The organism is Bartonella sp. CL25QHWL (assembly GCF_042195335.1).
Lineage (GTDB): Bacteria > Pseudomonadota > Alphaproteobacteria > Rhizobiales > Rhizobiaceae > Bartonella.
In genome coordinates, this window is sequence record NZ_JBHIOE010000018.1 from 1 (window position 1) to 16860 (window position 16860).

The 16860-nt window shown below is 35.4% G+C and carries 10 protein-coding genes, 1 tRNA gene and 1 pseudogene; 7 read left to right on the plus strand and 5 right to left on the minus strand.

Annotated features, from left to right (window positions below; translation table 11 throughout):
* Positions 1–642: 642 nt before the first annotated feature.
* Together ACFILY_RS08275 and ACFILY_RS08280 are read right to left on the minus strand one after the other, a co-directional pair.
* Positions 643–1143 carry a hypothetical protein gene (locus ACFILY_RS08275; protein WP_375637837.1) on the minus strand — a complete coding sequence of 167 codons (501 nt, stop codon included), beginning with the start codon at positions 1141–1143 and terminating at the stop codon, positions 643–645.
* Positions 1144–1202: 59 nt separating this feature from the next.
* Positions 1203–1367: a phage tail assembly protein gene (locus ACFILY_RS08280; RefSeq protein ID WP_375637838.1), complete on the minus strand. Its 165-nt coding sequence runs from the start codon at positions 1365–1367 to the stop codon at positions 1203–1205.
* 862 nt (positions 1368–2229) lie between these two features.
* Here ACFILY_RS08280 and ACFILY_RS08285 point away from each other — a divergent pair.
* The 4 genes from ACFILY_RS08285 to ACFILY_RS08300 all read left to right on the plus strand — a co-directional run bounded on the left by ACFILY_RS08285 (position 2230) and on the right by ACFILY_RS08300 (position 8265).
* Positions 2230–3426, plus strand: coding sequence for a multidrug effflux MFS transporter (locus ACFILY_RS08285; protein WP_375637839.1), 1197 nt, complete (start codon positions 2230–2232; stop codon positions 3424–3426).
* A 262-nt stretch (positions 3427–3688) separates the two neighbouring features.
* On the plus strand, positions 3689–4420 hold the full coding sequence (locus ACFILY_RS08290; protein ID WP_375637840.1) for an alpha/beta fold hydrolase: 732 nt from the start codon (positions 3689–3691) through the stop codon (positions 4418–4420).
* Complete coding sequence (locus tag ACFILY_RS08295) at positions 4417–6591, plus strand: isocitrate/isopropylmalate family dehydrogenase (protein WP_375637841.1); 2175 nt, start codon at positions 4417–4419, stop codon at positions 6589–6591. The genes ACFILY_RS08290 and ACFILY_RS08295 overlap by 4 nt, the downstream gene beginning before the upstream one ends.
* 867 nt (positions 6592–7458) lie before the next feature.
* Positions 7459–8265, plus strand: a complete 807-nt coding sequence (locus ACFILY_RS08300) for an N-acetylmuramoyl-L-alanine amidase (RefSeq protein WP_273791536.1) — start codon at positions 7459–7461, stop codon at positions 8263–8265.
* Between the two features lie 1238 nt (positions 8266–9503).
* Here ACFILY_RS08300 and ACFILY_RS08305 read toward each other — a convergent pair.
* The gene (locus ACFILY_RS08305; protein ID WP_375631641.1) at positions 9504–10700 is read right to left on the minus strand and encodes a porin; all 1197 of its coding nucleotides are present in this window, start codon (positions 10698–10700) and stop codon (positions 9504–9506) included.
* 315 nt (positions 10701–11015) lie between these two features.
* On the opposite strand from ACFILY_RS08305, the gene ACFILY_RS08310 reads away from it, so the two are divergent.
* Positions 11016–11106: transfer RNA gene (locus ACFILY_RS08310), tRNA-Ser, on the plus strand.
* Between the two features lie 1470 nt (positions 11107–12576).
* On the opposite strand, the gene ACFILY_RS08315 is transcribed toward ACFILY_RS08310, so the two are convergent.
* Together ACFILY_RS08315 and ACFILY_RS08320 are read right to left on the minus strand one after the other, a co-directional pair.
* On the minus strand, positions 12577–13797 hold the full coding sequence (locus ACFILY_RS08315) for an MFS transporter (protein WP_375637842.1): 1221 nt from the start codon (positions 13795–13797) through the stop codon (positions 12577–12579).
* On the minus strand, positions 13794–14267 hold the full coding sequence (locus tag ACFILY_RS08320; protein WP_375645327.1) for a hypothetical protein: 474 nt from the start codon (positions 14265–14267) through the stop codon (positions 13794–13796). Before ACFILY_RS08320 ends, ACFILY_RS08315 begins: the two co-directional genes overlap by 4 nt.
* 1155 nt (positions 14268–15422) lie before the next feature.
* Here ACFILY_RS08320 and ACFILY_RS08325 point away from each other — a divergent pair.
* Both ACFILY_RS08325 and ACFILY_RS08330 read left to right on the plus strand, forming a co-directional pair.
* Complete coding sequence (locus tag ACFILY_RS08325; RefSeq protein ID WP_375637843.1) at positions 15423–16013, plus strand: DUF5930 domain-containing protein; 591 nt, start codon at positions 15423–15425, stop codon at positions 16011–16013.
* 711 nt (positions 16014–16724) lie between these two features.
* Positions 16725–16860 (plus strand): annotated as a pseudogene (locus ACFILY_RS08330) (late control protein); the annotation flags it as partial.

Consider the following 16860-nt stretch of genomic DNA (forward strand, 5'->3'; position numbering starts at 1 on the left):
GGAATGCGAGTTTCCATGTTTTATCTCCTTGAATATGCTGGAGATACAATGCCTTTTTGTAAATTATGTTCCAAAAGTGAATAGATATGCGCCAAAAAGGACAGAAAACATCGAAAACAAGACGGTGATCATTACTTAAAATTCTTCTTACATGACTCCAGTCTAGAACTGATAATACCAGTTTATCGAGAATTTTAGTTGATGGGGGGTAAACGGTCTATGGGGGTATGGCTCTCTTTTCCCGTTCTGTACTGCAATGTTTAAAAGATTGAATGTCGTTGTGAAGTTTAATCTTTCCCCCTTAGCTTAAAAGTAAGCTCTCTTAATGCTTTTCTTTCAAGTAATGTCCCAGATACTGCTTGAGGAAAACTTTGTAAACGCTTTTCCATCATTGATTATGTTTGAAGGTAAAAAGTAAAATTCTGGAGTCTTTATTTTATTATTCATTTTTTTGTAAAAACAGCGCGTCTTCTAAAATTTTAGTTTTTTATATTGTACTTATAATTAAAAGAATGCTTCAATTATTCAAAATAAATATCAAAAGTATTCAATTCAAAAAGCTATGAGAGATAAAAGAGAAGGAAGAAACATTAGTGTTCTAAGCTGTTTTTCCTTCTCTTATTGCTCTATATCAAAACAATGCTAGAAAAATTTTCTAAGTTCTTTGAGTAAAAACTCCCAAAACCAGAGAGGAAAGTTGAAAAGTTTTGAGACAATGTCCAAAAGTTTCGAGATTCTCTCCAAAGGTTGTTTTTTAGTTTCGCCCGCAGTTTTTTTATATGATGTAAGAGCACTTTGATTTGAGAGATAAATTTGGTTCGATGGACCATCTTGTACTAAGAAAGTGCCTTTTGTAAAGGTCATGCGTTCCACCTTTATGACGTAGGGATTATGAACTGTACTCGGTTCATAGGTGCTACAGGTTTTCACTTTTGCATTTGCAGTTGTCATGTCTTCTGTTTCAAATGTATTTGTGTAAAGGTTACTTGTGCATTTTTCGGGTTTACTGTCGATTAAAATACATTCATCCATTATGCTTTTTATGGGTGCATTTACTTTGTTTATAAAGTTTTTGAGATGTTTAGAAAATTGAGTTTCTAAGGATAGGATTTTTAGGGATGGGATTTTTATGATTGTATTCATTTTATCAAGTTTTTTTAATACTTTTTTTTTAATTAAAGGCCCGTCAATGTCTTTAATGTTTAAAAAATCACGAACACCAAGTTTACTGATGGCATTATAGGACCACCCTGAAAGACATGCGATTTTTCGATTGATTGCTCGTCGCCTTCTTTGCTCTGTATTGCTTTTAAGTCTTTAAATTTCGGGCGGCGTAAGGTGATTTCTGTGTATGTCTTTCCTTCCACTTTAATAGGTCCAAGTAATTGCTACGTGGCTCGTTCTGTTATATTCATTACTAGCTTCTCCTTGCTTTCTAAATTAGATGCAGAATGATTTATCAAATTTTTATTATAGCATGTTTGTCAATAGCTTAGGCAATAAACTTTGTGCTGGCTATGTAGAATGAAATTCTAACAAAATGGACAAGATGAATTTAGATTTTAGAGCGAGATAGAAGCACAATTTGCTTTATGATATTAGTGGGCTATTAAGTTTATTTGCTCAATTATTTGTGTTGATAAAGACTTCTCCATGAGCCATTATTATATGCTGTATTGTTACAATAATATTTGCGTGGGGAGTTTTGAGGAAAGGGAGTTTGTGGCTTCTTTTTTCTTTGAGCGTTGTAAACCACTTCTGATAAAAGATGTTGTCGGGAAAGTGATGTTGTTGTCATGGAGAGGGATAGAGTTTGGGAGCGTTTTTGTTGATGATATCAATGAAAAAAGCTGATGAAGATAGGGCAACATGAATACAACAAAATGCGCTATTTCGGATTGGGAAATATATCTCTGAAGGAGAGTTTTGATCTTTTAGCTTCTTTTGCGTATAGTTTTAAAATTGCGATTTGCTATGCTTTAAAATTAATTATAAAGTGAAGCACTAAGTGTTTATTTACGTGTTGAGTGTGTGCGTGCGGATCATACACTGGATTTATGTATCAACAAGCTGAATTATTCTCGAATAAAGTAAAAGAATAAAGAAAATTGATTATTTTATTCCCTGTGGATAAAGTTAAAATAGCTTTATATTTATAAATATAAATTATTATTTTTCTATAAACGTAAAATTTAAATATTTTTAAATTTAAGAAATGTGACTTTCCTGATGAAACATAAATATACATTACCATTCATTATACTTATCGTATGTTTATCAACAGGAGGTTTGATTTCTACCGATATTTTTTTACCAGCACTGGGCGATATGCGTCAATATTATCAAGTGACACAATCTCAAATTCAAAGTGCAGTGGCGGTTTTTTTGTTGGCATTGGCACTTGGACAGCTCATTTATGGGCCGCTGAGTGATAATTTTGGGCGTAAAAAAACACTTCTATTGGGCTTATTCTTGTGGTTATTTACGACACTTGGTGTGATTTATACGGTTCATATTCACGCTTTTCTTGTGTTACGTTTTTTGCAAGGTCTTGGTGCTTGTGCGGGACTTGTCTTAAGTCGTGCAATTATCAATGATTTGTTGGATAAAAAAGCGGCTGGAAAACTTTATTTGATTGTTTTCCCTTTTATTGGAATGTCACCAGCACTTGCACCTTTCATTGGTGGACTTTTGATACAGGCTTTTCATTGGCAGGCAACTTTTATCTTTTTAAGCTTTTTTATATTTTTGACCATTTTGCTATGTTGTTTTGTGCTAAGCGAAACTCTACCCCCTCAAAGGCGGCAGCATTTTTCTCCGGTAGGATTGATGAAGGCATATTTAGGTGTTTTCAGAAATAAACAATTTATTTTTTATGCACTTATTCCGTGTTTTTCTTACGCTGCCTATTTTGCTTATATTGTGGAGTCGCCTTTTTTACTCACGACTTTGGGGTTATCACCGATACACATTAGTTATAGCTATATTGGTGTTTCGTTTCCCTATATTTTGGGAAATCTTTTGGCGCGATGGTTTTTTGAACGCGAGTCTATGGAAAAAACTGTGGGCAGAGGGTACATTATTTTTGTGATAGGTGGTGTGCTGTTTGCTTTGCAAATGTATCTAAGCCCATGGCCCCTTGTGACAAGTTTTATGGCTATTGCTGTTCTTACTTTTGGAAATGGTTTTTTATTGCCGTTAGGAACAGCGTTGGCTATTTCATCGCATCCGAAAGCTGCGGGAGCGGCTTCTGGTGTTATGGGATCTTTGCAATTAGGAAGTGCGGCACTCAGTGCAGCGGTTATCGGAAAAATCTCTGGTCATAGCCCACGGGCTATGGCAACTTTGTTAGCTGTGTGTTGTATGATTGGTTTTATCATTTATATTCAAAAAGCGCGTCATTTTATGACTTCAGAAATAAGCTGAGTGAAATGATAAAAAGAAAGCATTATGCGGAAATGCTTTTGATGTTTTACACAAATGGGGCACCTGTACATTAGATGAATTTTTTTTATTAAGTTTCTGGATTGAGTGGGTTTAAAATTTGTTACAAGCTTAGTTTGAGTTTAACAAATCGATTATTATGAGGGGAGAATATGAGCATAGAATTTCAACATATTTTCATTATATTGGGTAGGAAAAGTTCTGGCTCTAATGCATGTTTAAAAATAAGGGGAGGAATTGATCAATGGGACTTCCTATTATTATTCTTTCTCCTGTAATGCCAATTTGGGATGGTGGTGTTTTTTGTTCTCCATTGACAAAGCTATGTTCAACAAAAGGATTCCCTGTCGCTCTGCTGGATACGCTTTCTCTTTTTCCTAAGGGTTCTCATGTTCTCAATTATTCTGCTGTAGACATTTTATCTTTTATGGCAGAAAAACTTAAAAGCTATTTTAAAGAGCCCGCAGTGCTTGTGGGATTTTCTATGGCTGGAACATTGGTACAAATATTGGCAGCCCAGCTTCCCAATGTTCAAGCTGTGCTTGCTGTGAATGCACCTGGCTATCCAGATAAGGTTTTGCAACGGCGCCTTGGAGATATTCTTGCCTCCTTAGAAAATAATGATTTATCGGGGGCTTTGGAAATACTCAATGGTTTTATGCATCCTTCTGGCATTATGAAAAAAAGAGTTTTATTGGAGATTCCCGATAAACAAAAAAGCGTGGCAATTGAACGCATGACAAGAGGGTTTAAACTCTTATTAGAAATAGATGCTAGAGATGAAATAGTTAAGTATAAGGGGAAGTTTTTAGCTTTAGTGGGAGAAAAGTCGCAACTTGCAACGGTAGATAATCAGACAAAAAGTCATAATCTGAACCATGAATATAAGCTTATCTCTGGTGCTGGTACGCGTTTGTGGGAGGATAATCCTACTATGACGGATGCAGTCATTGATGAGTGGATGGAGGGACTATGAAAAAGAAAGTTCTTGTCTTACCTGGTGATGGGATAGGACCAGAGGTTTGTGATGCTGCGTTGATGGTTTTAGAGCAATTTCAATTGCCGATTGAATTGACTTATGGTGATATTGGTTTTGAATGTTGGAAACAGGAAGGAAATTCTGTCCCTCAAGCGACTTGGCAAAAAATTACTCAGAGTGATGCTATTTTACTTGGTGCTGTGACCAATAAAGGAAAAGAAGCGGCTTTAAAAGAACTTGCTCCGCATTTAAAAGAGAAAAACCTTGCCTATGTTGCTCCCGCACTTCAACTTCGCCAAAAGTTAGGTTTGTTTGCAAATATACGTCCTGTAAGATACATCTTTGGTCCGAGAAAACCTTTTCATTTTTGTGTTATCAGAGAAAATAGTGAAGGCCTTTATGCTGGATTGGATTTTCGGGGTATTTCTCCTGAAAAAGCCGTTTGGCTAAAACATCCAAATTTGACAAAATATGGGCTTGAGGAAGCTGCGTGGACAGTCCGTTTGCAGACACGCTTTGGTTTAGAGCGGTTATTTGAATATGCTTTTTCTTATGCAAGGAAATATAGCTTTAGGCGCGTTACTTTTGCTGATAAGCCCAATGTTATGCGAGAAAGTGGACAATTTGCTCAGGAAATTTTTGAGAAAATTGCGCAAAACTATCCGGAAATTGAAGCAGATATTCATAATGTTGATGCGGTTGCTTTGTGGATTGCAACCAAGCCAGAGCGGTTTGGTGTGATTGTTGCTGAAAACATGTTTGGCAATATTCTCTCTGATCTTGGCTCTGGGATAATGGGGGGATTGGGGCTTGCATCTCATGCGAATGTGGGGAGCGAGATTGTTTGTTTTGAACCTGTTCATGGAAGCGCACCACGTATTGCTGGACAAAATAAAGCAAATCCTTCTGCGATGCTTTATACCACGGCTTTACTCTTAGAGCATTTAGGCTTTAAAGATGCAGCAAAACAATTATCTGAGAGTGTTGATCAGGTTATTCGTGCTGGAAAAACCGTTACCTATGATCTTGGAGGTGTCGCCTCTACCCGTCAAATGGCTGAAGCTGTTCGCAATTCTCTTGTGAAGCCTGTCTTTGTTTGTCGTGCGGCGATTATCACTGTTGGTGATGAACTCCTTTCAGGACAATATTTGAATACGAATTTACAAGATTTAAGCCAAAGCTTGAACAAGAGAAATATTCAAGTCACACGTCATTTTGTTTGTGCTGATCAATTACAGCAAATCAGTGAGACTGTTGTTTCTTGTCTTGGACAAGAAGATCTTATCATTATCAGTGGGGGATTGGGACCAACATCAGATGACATAACACGCGATGGAGTTGCTCAAGCTGTAAAGCAGCCTTTACTACATCATGAAGATGTTTGGCAAACAATAAAAGGTCAATTACAACGATTAGGGATTTTGGTGGATAAGAGTAATGCGCGTCAAGCATTGTTTCCTGAGACAGCAACCGTGCTTGATAATCCTACAGGCACAGCACCAGGCTTTTATCTCTCTTGCGATGGAAGTACGCTTGTTGTTTTGCTTGGTCCACCATCACAGGCTCTTGCGCTTTTAGAGAATTATTTAGAACACAATGAGAAGAAATATTCTTCTGTATCGCGTGCGGGGTATGCATGGACTTTGATTGGAATTGATGAAAGTACAATTGCGCAGTGGGTGGATGATCATTTTGAAAATGAACCCTTTGAACGGCATTTTTTATGGAAAAGCCCCTATGTTCTTGTACAGCTTGTTGGTCAATCAGAAGCGCCCTTGGAACAACAGTTCGTGGAAGAATTTGAAAGTCATTTTCACCCCTATTTGGTTGGTGCAGAAGTTACTACTGCTTGTAAACAATTAGCAATGCACGTTGAGGTTCATTGGTCTGCCAATGATCCGCGGCTTTTAGAATATTTTCAGCCCATAGAAAAAGGTAAACAAGATATTCCACTGCTTGAGGTTGAAGTGAGCCTAGAGCCTTCATTGGAGACATTAGAAAATCAAGCAGAAAGCCTTGGACATGCTACCATGGCTATACGGATGAAAGGTTATGGTGAGGATCATATTACTTTTCCCTATACGCGACCACTTTTAGGTGTCGTCTTACAAGAATATGCAGCTTGGGCTGTCTTAAAAAGATATTTGAAAACGGAGAAGAAAAAATGAACCTCTATGGGGACGTAACAATATTTCTTAAATTATTAAACGTTCTATTATAAGAAGTATTTTTATTCTTTTCTTCAGTGGTTTTTATCTATAGGTTAAACTTTCTTTTGATGTGTCATTAAATGACTTTGATTGATTCAAGATTAAGAAAAACTTTACGATATTAGGTTCGCTACATTCAATATTTATAATGATTAATTATGATTATAAATCAATATGTTATATTTCATAGAGCTGATGACAAGGAATCCAGAGACTTCATGTGCCTCAAGCGTTGTAGATAATTGAGATTCTTTGTAAATCAAAAAGCGATGGTGTGAAAAGACAAGAAATTGTGTCATTTACAGGAAAGCTTTGCAAATTTTATTGAACAATATGTCCGTGAAGAGTTTTATTGTGAACATGTGCCGTTCCGTGATCTGATAATAAATTGCTGTAAAGAGCTCATAAAATTTTTCCTTTAAGTTTTTGTGTGATTGCATGATCGTTGGGTGTTCGCTTCCGAGGGGCGATATTTTTCAATTTGATAACAGGAAGAATTATTTTTTCTGTAAGACGTGAAGATTTAATGAGTGATCATTTTACGCTTTTGTTTTCTTTTCGATTGGTAATTTGTAGGAATTTGTTTGGGGAAAAGATTTAATGCGGTGTATTTGTGAATGTGGTTAAAAACATTTTACGCGTGTGTGGGGGAGAAATAAAAATGTGTCTTAATTGTTGATAAGAGTGTCAATGTTTTTGATGAACAAATTTTAGGCGTAATTCTTAGTATCTAGATTAGGAAGTTCATTGCGAAATTTTTAACAGTTCGTGTCCTATCTGTTGTGGTGCGCAGTGGTCTTTTTAAGCAACAAAGAAAGGGCTTTTATGTATCAGATTGATTACAACAGTTATCGTTCTGTCAAGAGTTTTAATCGTCGCGTTCGTTTTCTCGTTATGCATTATACGGCTCTTGATTTTAAAGCCTCGATTATGGCGCTTACAGGAGAAAAGGTTAGTGCACACTATCTTGTTCCTGATCCTTCAGAGCAGACATATCGTGAGGCAGGCTTTAAGGACATGCGTATTTTTAATCTGGTCGATGAAAATGAGCGTGCATGGCATGCGGGTGTGAGTTCATGGGCTGGGCATAGTCATCTCAATGATGCGTCTATCGGGATTGAAATCGTTAATTTAGCGACGGGTCATTCTGAGTCTCCAGAAGAGACAGTTGGTTTTATGGCTTATCATGATGAGGGGGGGATATTTCCTCCTTATAATCCAATACAAATTGATGCCGTTAAGGAACTTGCCTTAAATATTCTTCAACGGTATCCCGATATTATGCCAACTGATGTGGTGGGACATAGTGATATTGCCATTGGAAGAAAAAGTGATCCAGGAGCAGCTTTTCCATGGAAAGAACTTTATAAGGCAGGTATAGGAGCATGGTATGATGATGAACTAAAAAGTCATTATCAAGAGCAATTCTCTAAGAATTTTCCACCCAAAGAAGATGTTTTGGCGAAGCTAAAATGTTATGGATATGACATTTCTGCTGCGTGTCCCCAAACAGGATACAAAGATTTGATCCGAGCATTTCAACTTCATTTTCGTCAAGAAAATTATGATGGGATTCTAGATGTTGAAACAGCAGCAATTCTTTATGCATTGGTTGATAAATATTTTCCGTGAATTCAATGCGTTTTAATTGAAAATATGGTTATGATGACGTGTAAGCCTTTTTCTTATCAAGAGAGGCTTCTTTTTGCCAATGGGCTTTATGTAAAAAAGGCATTAATCGTGTAAAAAATCCCCTGTACGGTATAAGGCGTTTTATGGAAACATAAAGCTATAGAATGCTTTATGATTTGCAGAGATTAAATTTACGGTTTCTTTTCTTCCTTTAAAAACGCGTAAAGTCAAGATGTTGCGTATATGATGGCATGCTCCTTACGCAGGATAAAACGCTTCAAATAAAATGGACTTGTGTTGTATATTTCCATGCTTGTTTTAAAGCAATGTCTTTTAATGCGTATTACAACACATATTTTACAGCGACGTTTATAGAGAATATAATCTAAAATCCTCTATGAAGTGTATCCTCATTTTTATGCTTAATAAAAGTGCCTAGCACTATCGTACACTTTGTCAGATCTCAATGTTACGACAACCCTTGGAGTTTAAAACGATTCATAAAAGGGTTTTCTTTACTCGTTTTTATTCACACGGCTCTCTCCGCTTGTTGTACAAGTGAAAGGTTTTGGTTGATTGAAACATGAAAAATAATAAATTATGATTATAAATCAATGTGATGTAGGTTCAGGAAAAATAGGGGTATTTACAGATTGCTACTGATAGGGGCTCTATTCTTTAGAAGGGGAAGAGGTCAATTCATTTTTTGAAGATATATCGCTTTTCTCTTTTATTGCTTTAGGGAATATTTGCATCGTTTTGACAGCATGTTTCTTGATGATTAAGTTTTTTAATGAAGCCGTGTTATAAAACATTGTGTTTTAGAGTGTTGATAGAAGACACATTCAGGCATATCAAAAACACAATGATGTCTTGTTTTTTTCAATATTTTATCTGTTCAGTACAGAATTGACCAGAGAAGTTCATGACCTAAATTAACAAAGGTTAGAAGTAAATTGCTAAGAAAGACCAATTTGGTCATAAAGCAAAAGGGTCTGCTCATGCTTTAAAGGGCAAGGAAGAGATTATGTTTGAAGTGATGTGTAAACGCCCGTGTAAAGTGCTCTTATCAAGCATATCAGGGTTAATCTTCTGAGAGTAGTTTTATGAAACTAAGTCGTTTTTTTCCGAGAGACAAGACAATACGTATCAGGAAAAGATATTCATGATATTTGATTCCAAAAATAAAAACTGGCAAACCATGTTGCCAGTTTTTAAAAGCTGTAGCTTAAATAGGATTAGAATGAACGCTGTAAACGGATCATACCTTGAAAAGCACTTTTCTTATTGAATAAATGTTTTTCATCATTATTTTTATCCGTCACAACGCGATCATCATTCCAAGAAACATAGGTTAATTCAGGTGTAATCACAAATCCTGGAACCAGCGTGTATGTAATATTTACAGAAGTTGCAAAGGTTTTTACAGCACTATAAGAAACTTGAGCATTCAAATTTGCTTTTGGAGTAAGCTTGTAAGTGGCACCCGCCCAAGCAGCCCATTTACCACCCCAGTTTGCATAAATCGTTGTGCTTTGTCGTGATAATTCATTTTTTGTATTTACTGTGTAGTAATCAAGGCCATTTTTATAACCAGCCATTACCCATAGATTGAAACGATCGTTGACATTGAAATCTGCACGTACTTTTCCAGCCCACTTTTTGTAGTAAGCATCATATGCTGCAACTGCTGAAAAACCACCCCATTTTTGCATGAACTTTATACCCAAAATCACATTCGGGGTGTAATTTTTAATTGCTTTACTTGGAAGAGTACCCTCAGTGATAGAAACAAGCTTATCATCTTTATCAATGTAGTATCCTGTTATTCCTGGAAGAGAATCTGCATTATTGCCTAATTCAGCGCCGATAATAGCAGAAAAGCCGGAATCACCATTAAAGGTGTAGGAAATAAAATTGGTGCGTGTTGTGCCGGCAGGCGCTATGCTGTCATCATTGAGAACATCTCCATAATCACCAGTCCAGCTGTTGAAAATTGTGTCATCAAGACCTACGCGAAAACCACCCAGTTCAATGTAAGCGGCTGCAAGCTTTGCAGCAGCGTTGTCTCTACCATCACCCCAGTTTGAATAAATTCTTGCATATGAACGAAGTGTTCCCATTTCTGTTTCAGAAGCTGCTTGAAAAACAAGGGTGAGCCGTGATGCGGCGCCGTAGGTTTTTCTTTTGTCTCTTAGTTCAGTTTCGGTTGTTGCATCGATATTATTACCGCCTATAAAATCAGTACGAACATTTCCTGATAAACGCATGCAGGTTTCTGTTCCAGGGATATAGAAATATCCTTTTCCGTAGGCATCACAAACGCGAATATATTCTACAGGTTCGGGTTCGGCGATAACTGTTGAAGCAGCATGTGCTCCAGAAATTGCTAAAAAAGCTGCTGTAGAGCTTAAAAAGAGGGATTTAATATTCATATGGGATCTCCGCGGTCCGGTTAAATTTCTTCTAAAGAGTACCATTTGCCTAACGCATTAAGGACAAAGACATAAGTAAAATACGCAGCACTTGTTATCTTAGCTATAACTAATCTTTTTAGAGTTTCAAATATGAAATTACCTTTTTGTAATATATATATGTACTATTCGAGATGCTGTGGTAAAAAAGACACAATTCTTGTTTTATTAACTTTTGCTCCCTATGGGATCAATAGGAGAAAAATTTTCAGATATTTGGGAAAAAAATCGAAAATGTCTTGAACTTTCTGTTGATACCATTTATGCCTCTCTGTTGGAGAGGTGGCCGAGTGGTCGAAGGCGCTCCCCTGCTAAGGGAGTAGGGCTCAAAAGGCTCTCGAGAGTTCGAATCTCTTCCTCTCCGCCATCTATTGTTATAAAAGCAGTTGATTGTGTATAGGAATTTTGTTTTCAGTGATTTGTGCTCATTTGCTTTTCTACCAATCTCAATTTTGTGAAGTTTTTTGATTTCTTTTCTTGCTAGGCGTTTTCTATCAGCTACTCTGCTATAGAGTGGTGCTATTTTATCTTCCTTCTATCTAAATTTATGTGCGAAATTGTAATACCTGTATTAGCAGCGCGTGTGGTTGCTCATTTTCTTAATTCCTGTGTTGATTTTTAATTTTATGTTTCATGAAACAAGGTACAAAAATTTCTTTTCTAATGGTGTAAACTAAAGCAAAACCAATGGGGGATATTTTAAGCGCAAGATGTTTCATGTAAATTGCTATTGTTGATAAAGGAGAAAGCGAAGCTCTGTTATAGCAATCACATTGACGTTGCATATTTTTTAGCTAAGGATTGCTTATTTATTTTATGGATATAGGGAGCAGCATGAACGTTTGTAAGAATAAGCGGCCGTAAAGCTAGATATGTTACGGATTTGGTTCTACAAAGTGTTTTTGATCTCCCTATGTCGTTTCAATCGTTTGGTGGCATATTTATTATTTTATGACGTTGTTTTACTAAGCTTTTGCTTTTGCGTGTCAATCAACACCTATTCCTTATACAACGGCATATTTGAGATCAATATTTAAGATGGTTTACTGCTTTATCGGTTATGTCAGCTTTTATATATCAAATAGGGGAGAAAATATTGTATATATCTGTTAGCGAGTTATTTCTAAAAACGGAAGGATCTTTTAATTTTGAAAAAAATATGAAAACGGAAAAGATGGAAATGAGCTCCCATTTTTATCATCATCTTATTAATTCAGTTTTACAACTTTCATGAATCTCTATGGTCGTGTCTTTTAAATAATGAAGATTGCGTATCTCACGCTTTTGTTTATCCCGTTGGGATTATGCCTCTCATATAAAAAGCATGTTCTAAACACAAATATACTTGTGTTGGCAATTTATGCACTTGTTTTAAAAAGATATCTTTCAATGTATATAAGCTTGTTTTGCGACGCCACCTCGTAAATGGTATAAAACACAAAAGTTTTTGTGAGACACATAAAGCCTTATAAAGCCACACCATTTGTATACTTATGAAAATGCAAAGAGGCATATTATATATCTGCCTTCCTGTTGTTATAGATTTTGACTATGAGAGTTCATAAAAGGCATTTTTTCTTTTCTAAATCGTTTTTATCTATACGGCTTTCTCCACTTATGGATATGCAAGCAAATGATTTTGATTGTTTCAACCATAAAAATAGATTTGAAAAGAAAGAATCTTACAATATTCAAGTTTGGTATATTATGATTATAAATCAACATATTGCTTTATATTTGCATTGTATGTTGGAAGTTGGATGTGGCAATGCTCTCAAAAAAGTATCGATCTCTTTTAGAAGAAAATATTGTAGGTGATAATTTTAAAATTTTCCTTTCATAGAGACTTGTGAGAGTGTTTCATCCATTTCATGACAACCAAACCACACATGAAAAAAGTAATGGTCGGTAATATTAGGTAGTAAGATGGAGAAACTTTTGCAGGAAGAAAAGAAATAATACTTAATACTGTAATTGAAAATATTCTTCCGCTAAAAGAGACAGCACCAACAATACCAGAAATATGTTGCGTTTGTTTTTGGTTCAGTTCTGAGAAAAATAAGCTTTTTGCTCCGATCGGTACAGTGCAAATAAATCCATGGATTAAAGAGAAGGCGATGACTGATGCAGCAGTTTGATGGCTATGAACTAAAAAATAGAGCGCTATGCACATCAGAGCAGAAAAGAAGGAAAAATATTTTATAGAATTCTTATATTTTTTATCAAGAACATGATACTTAGACATCAGTAAATTTGAAAAATATTGTGCTGAAAAGGCTCCAATATGGCAGCACATCAAGACGAGCATTTGCGAACCGTTGAGGTGATGAATTTTTCCCCCTGAAAGTATTATCGGTTGCCAGAAATGATAAATAATCTGAATACCAGCGCTAAAAAGGCACATGAGGAAAATAAACCATGCTCCTCCTACTGTATTTTGAAATATCCAGAGCGTTTCCTTGGCATTGTGCAAGATTGTTTTTGTTTTGGACGTTTCAATTGTCGTTTTCTTTTCTTCAGGAACAATAAGGAATATCAAAAAAATAAATCCCATCATGAGGCATGAGATGATATATCCCATAAAATATTGTCCAGAGTAATAGATCGTTCCAATTCCTACAATCCCACTGAGAATACTTCCGAAAGAGTTAACCTGGTGGTAGAGATGAGCATAATGCGAAAAGTGATCCTGTTTATCGCCTAGAGAATGGTAAATCCATCCGTCAATGGCGCTGACAATGATGCAAATGCCCGCTGCATAGAGAATTTGCGCAATAATAAGTGCTGTCATATTGGGAGCTTGAAGGCATAGAAGATAAAATACTCCTGTCATAAAGACCCCAGCCATAACGGAATATTTACGCCGATATCTGTCAGATAAAACAGCACAGGGAAAATCAAGCAGCAGAATAGTGGTGGAAAAGACAACCTGAAGCAGAGCTAATTGCGCCAGACTCACTCCCATGGACATTAAAAAAATAGCATGGTAAACGCCGATCAGCATGCGGACAGCATTATAGGAGCCATAGTTGAGAGCAAGGGCGCGTGGTCTGTTCATTGTGTTGTTCCATAGATTGTACAATAAGAATTTCCACTGAAAAGAATATTTTTCTGTGAAAAGGTAGCGGTTTCATATCCCCATTCAGGGATCAGTGGAAAGATGGCTTCCATAACCACCCCAAAATTAAAAAGGTCCCTTAGTCTATATGAGACTTCAAAGCGTATTAATGAGAGCAAATGATGCAATTTTAAAGTGATTATGAGGAGCAACATAAGCCTCATAAATGAGATTGTCATCTTTTGAGGGGAGTTGCTTGTGGGGCTGTTGCTTTCATAGCAATCATTTTGTCTAGATCTGTAAAATGATCCTAGGACGGCAAGATCATTGACATAATTAGAACTTATAGAGACTTGTTTATTTTTTATATACCATTTACTGATCCATTCTCTTTGCTGATCAGGTGAAATAGCACAAATGATCCATAAATCGGTTTTTGGTAATTTTTTGATATCTTTTTTTATAGTCATCAACATTTGTAATCCCCCCCCTTTCTTTCTGACTGTTTCTCCGTATCACTTTACGTCTAAAAAAGTTTTTTTCAGAATTCATCTTTACTTTATTTATTAAAAATTTATTAAAAAGATTGTCTCGCAAGGTGCTTTTTAATCCCGTCATTACGATTAAGAATTAAATTTCTGATATAAGAGGAAGGGTGCATGATACATTGTGACTAAATACATAAATCCCTCCGTATCCTGAAATGACGATTTCCTTTTGCAAAACAGTATCTGGAATGGAAGCTCGATAACCGTTACTTTGATCATGGAAATGATAACCTAAAAGAGTGCTTATGAGTGCTTGAAGATATTCTTTAGATATTACAGACAGGACAAGAAAATAGTTTAAAAAAATCAAACGTGGGATGAAAGCTTTCATCTTATGATGGGTAATGGTGAATTTTAAACTTCATCTACTGTTTTTTTGAGCTACTGTGCTGTAAGAAAGATCAAACTCCCCCAATTCATGTCTCTAATTTAGATCATTGATCATAAATATTATATACTGTCTTTTCAAATTATAACTTTGCTCATTGTTTGTCTTCACTGATTAAATCAACATTTCTCTAAAAATGCCGCTTGAGAAAAATGCATCTCATCAGATTAAAACTCTATGATCTTTTAATTAATTTAAGGAAGATAACATAAAATATACGATAAAAAATGAATAAATTTCAATTTTTATAAAAAACACAAACTTTTTTACTGCTGCTGATAAAAAACAAAGCTATATTATAAAGTAGCCTATATACCATTCAATATTATTGGTTGTGTTTATCTGTTTTGTCTACTCATTATTTCACCATTGTTAATATGATTGTTAATCAAAATATCATTTTTGAATTATTTATAGCATCGTATTAAACTCTTTTAAAGTCATGGATAAAAGATTAAATTACTCCTCTAGAGATATAAAACTAGATAGAAAATTCCATGGCTACTCTGTTGAATAAATTAGTTTTTATAGATTTACTCTATGTGTAGCGTATTTAATTGTTGTACAACTTATCATTTTTTATTTTTATTGTAGATTATTTAAAATAGATTTAATAAATTTCATTATGAATATTTTGATATTAATTTATATGTCTATTTAAATTGTTGTGTTCAGAGAAAAATAAAAAAATGTTTACAAAAAAAGTTCTGTTTAGAGAAGGCTTATTGCTTATCATATTTTTGCTACCATATTTTTTGTCTACCTCGCATGGCTATACGGGTATAGATAAATTATTTTGTTCCAAAGTGGTTAGGGAGCGCGATGATGCTGTTCAAAAGTTGGATTCAGTCGAGTTTGAAAAAGAAAATGCTGAACGGGGATGGAACGATACCATGAAAATATTGAATATGATGATAGACGACTTGAAGAGAATAGCTCTTGAACAGCAGGAACTCTATTTGGCATTGCTGAAAAATATGCCAAACAACAAACAACTTTCTTATAAATATCAAACAACTCTAAAACGCAATGATGCGGTTTTTGAGCGGCTCGAGAAGGCTTTTACTTTATTTGAGCATGTTGAGAAAAGGACAGAAGCCTTTCGAGGGCTAGGTGAAGCAAATAAGCATAAAAATCAGTCTCAAATGTTACATTACTTAGAAGTGATTTCTGAACATCATGGACATGTTGATGGACTCAATAAAGAACTTGAAAGGCTCAATCACGAAGTTGATAGTTTAAACAATAGGCTTCAAAATTTGAAGAAAATATCTCGATAAGAAAACAGCAAAGTTGTTCATTAATGCAAATGAGGAAAAATGCATGAGATGATGAACAACGATTTCATTGAAAAAGGAATGAACGGTGGGATTTGCAATAGTACTCATCATATCCGTTATGGTTATTATAGGGACTCTTTGTTTTTTGTGTAACAGAAACTGTCAAAGAGCGGAAAGAGATAGATGGAAAAGATATGGAGAATCACCAGAAACACGCTCCGAAAATGAAAGAAAAAAATGAGACCAGTATGACAATACAAGAAACATAACCATTTCATGAGACGCTTTAAAATCCAGATAATAAGGTTTTGGGAGTCTCTTCAGCATTTGATAAAAAATCTGAAGTTTTAGCGTTTAAAGAAGTTATGGTCCTTTCATCGAAGGACTATAAAATAATCATCTGCATATTTGTTATCATTTTGGCAGTAGACTTTGTTATCCAGATGTTGGATAAGGTCATTATCCAAGTATTGGATGGGGGCAGAGAGTTTGATATCTTTACTTTTATATGTATTTTTAGCTTATTTATTTTGATCTGTTGTTTTATAGCTATCCCGATTATTTTAATTTTACACAATACGATTGAGGAAAAAATTGAAAAAAATACTTCAGCAATATAAACAGATTTGAAATGAGAGAATCTTACAATATTCGGGTCTCTCATTCAATATACAAAACAGTAAATTATCATTATAAATCAATGTGTTGTGTAATAAAGCCGATACATTTGAAGCAGAGTTTGATGATAGTGGCAATGATTTAGAGGTTTTCTCAAGCAACAGCACTCTGCAAGTGATTTTTGGCTATGAGAACAGCATCAGTGCCTTTATGGGGCGTTTTGTTGTCG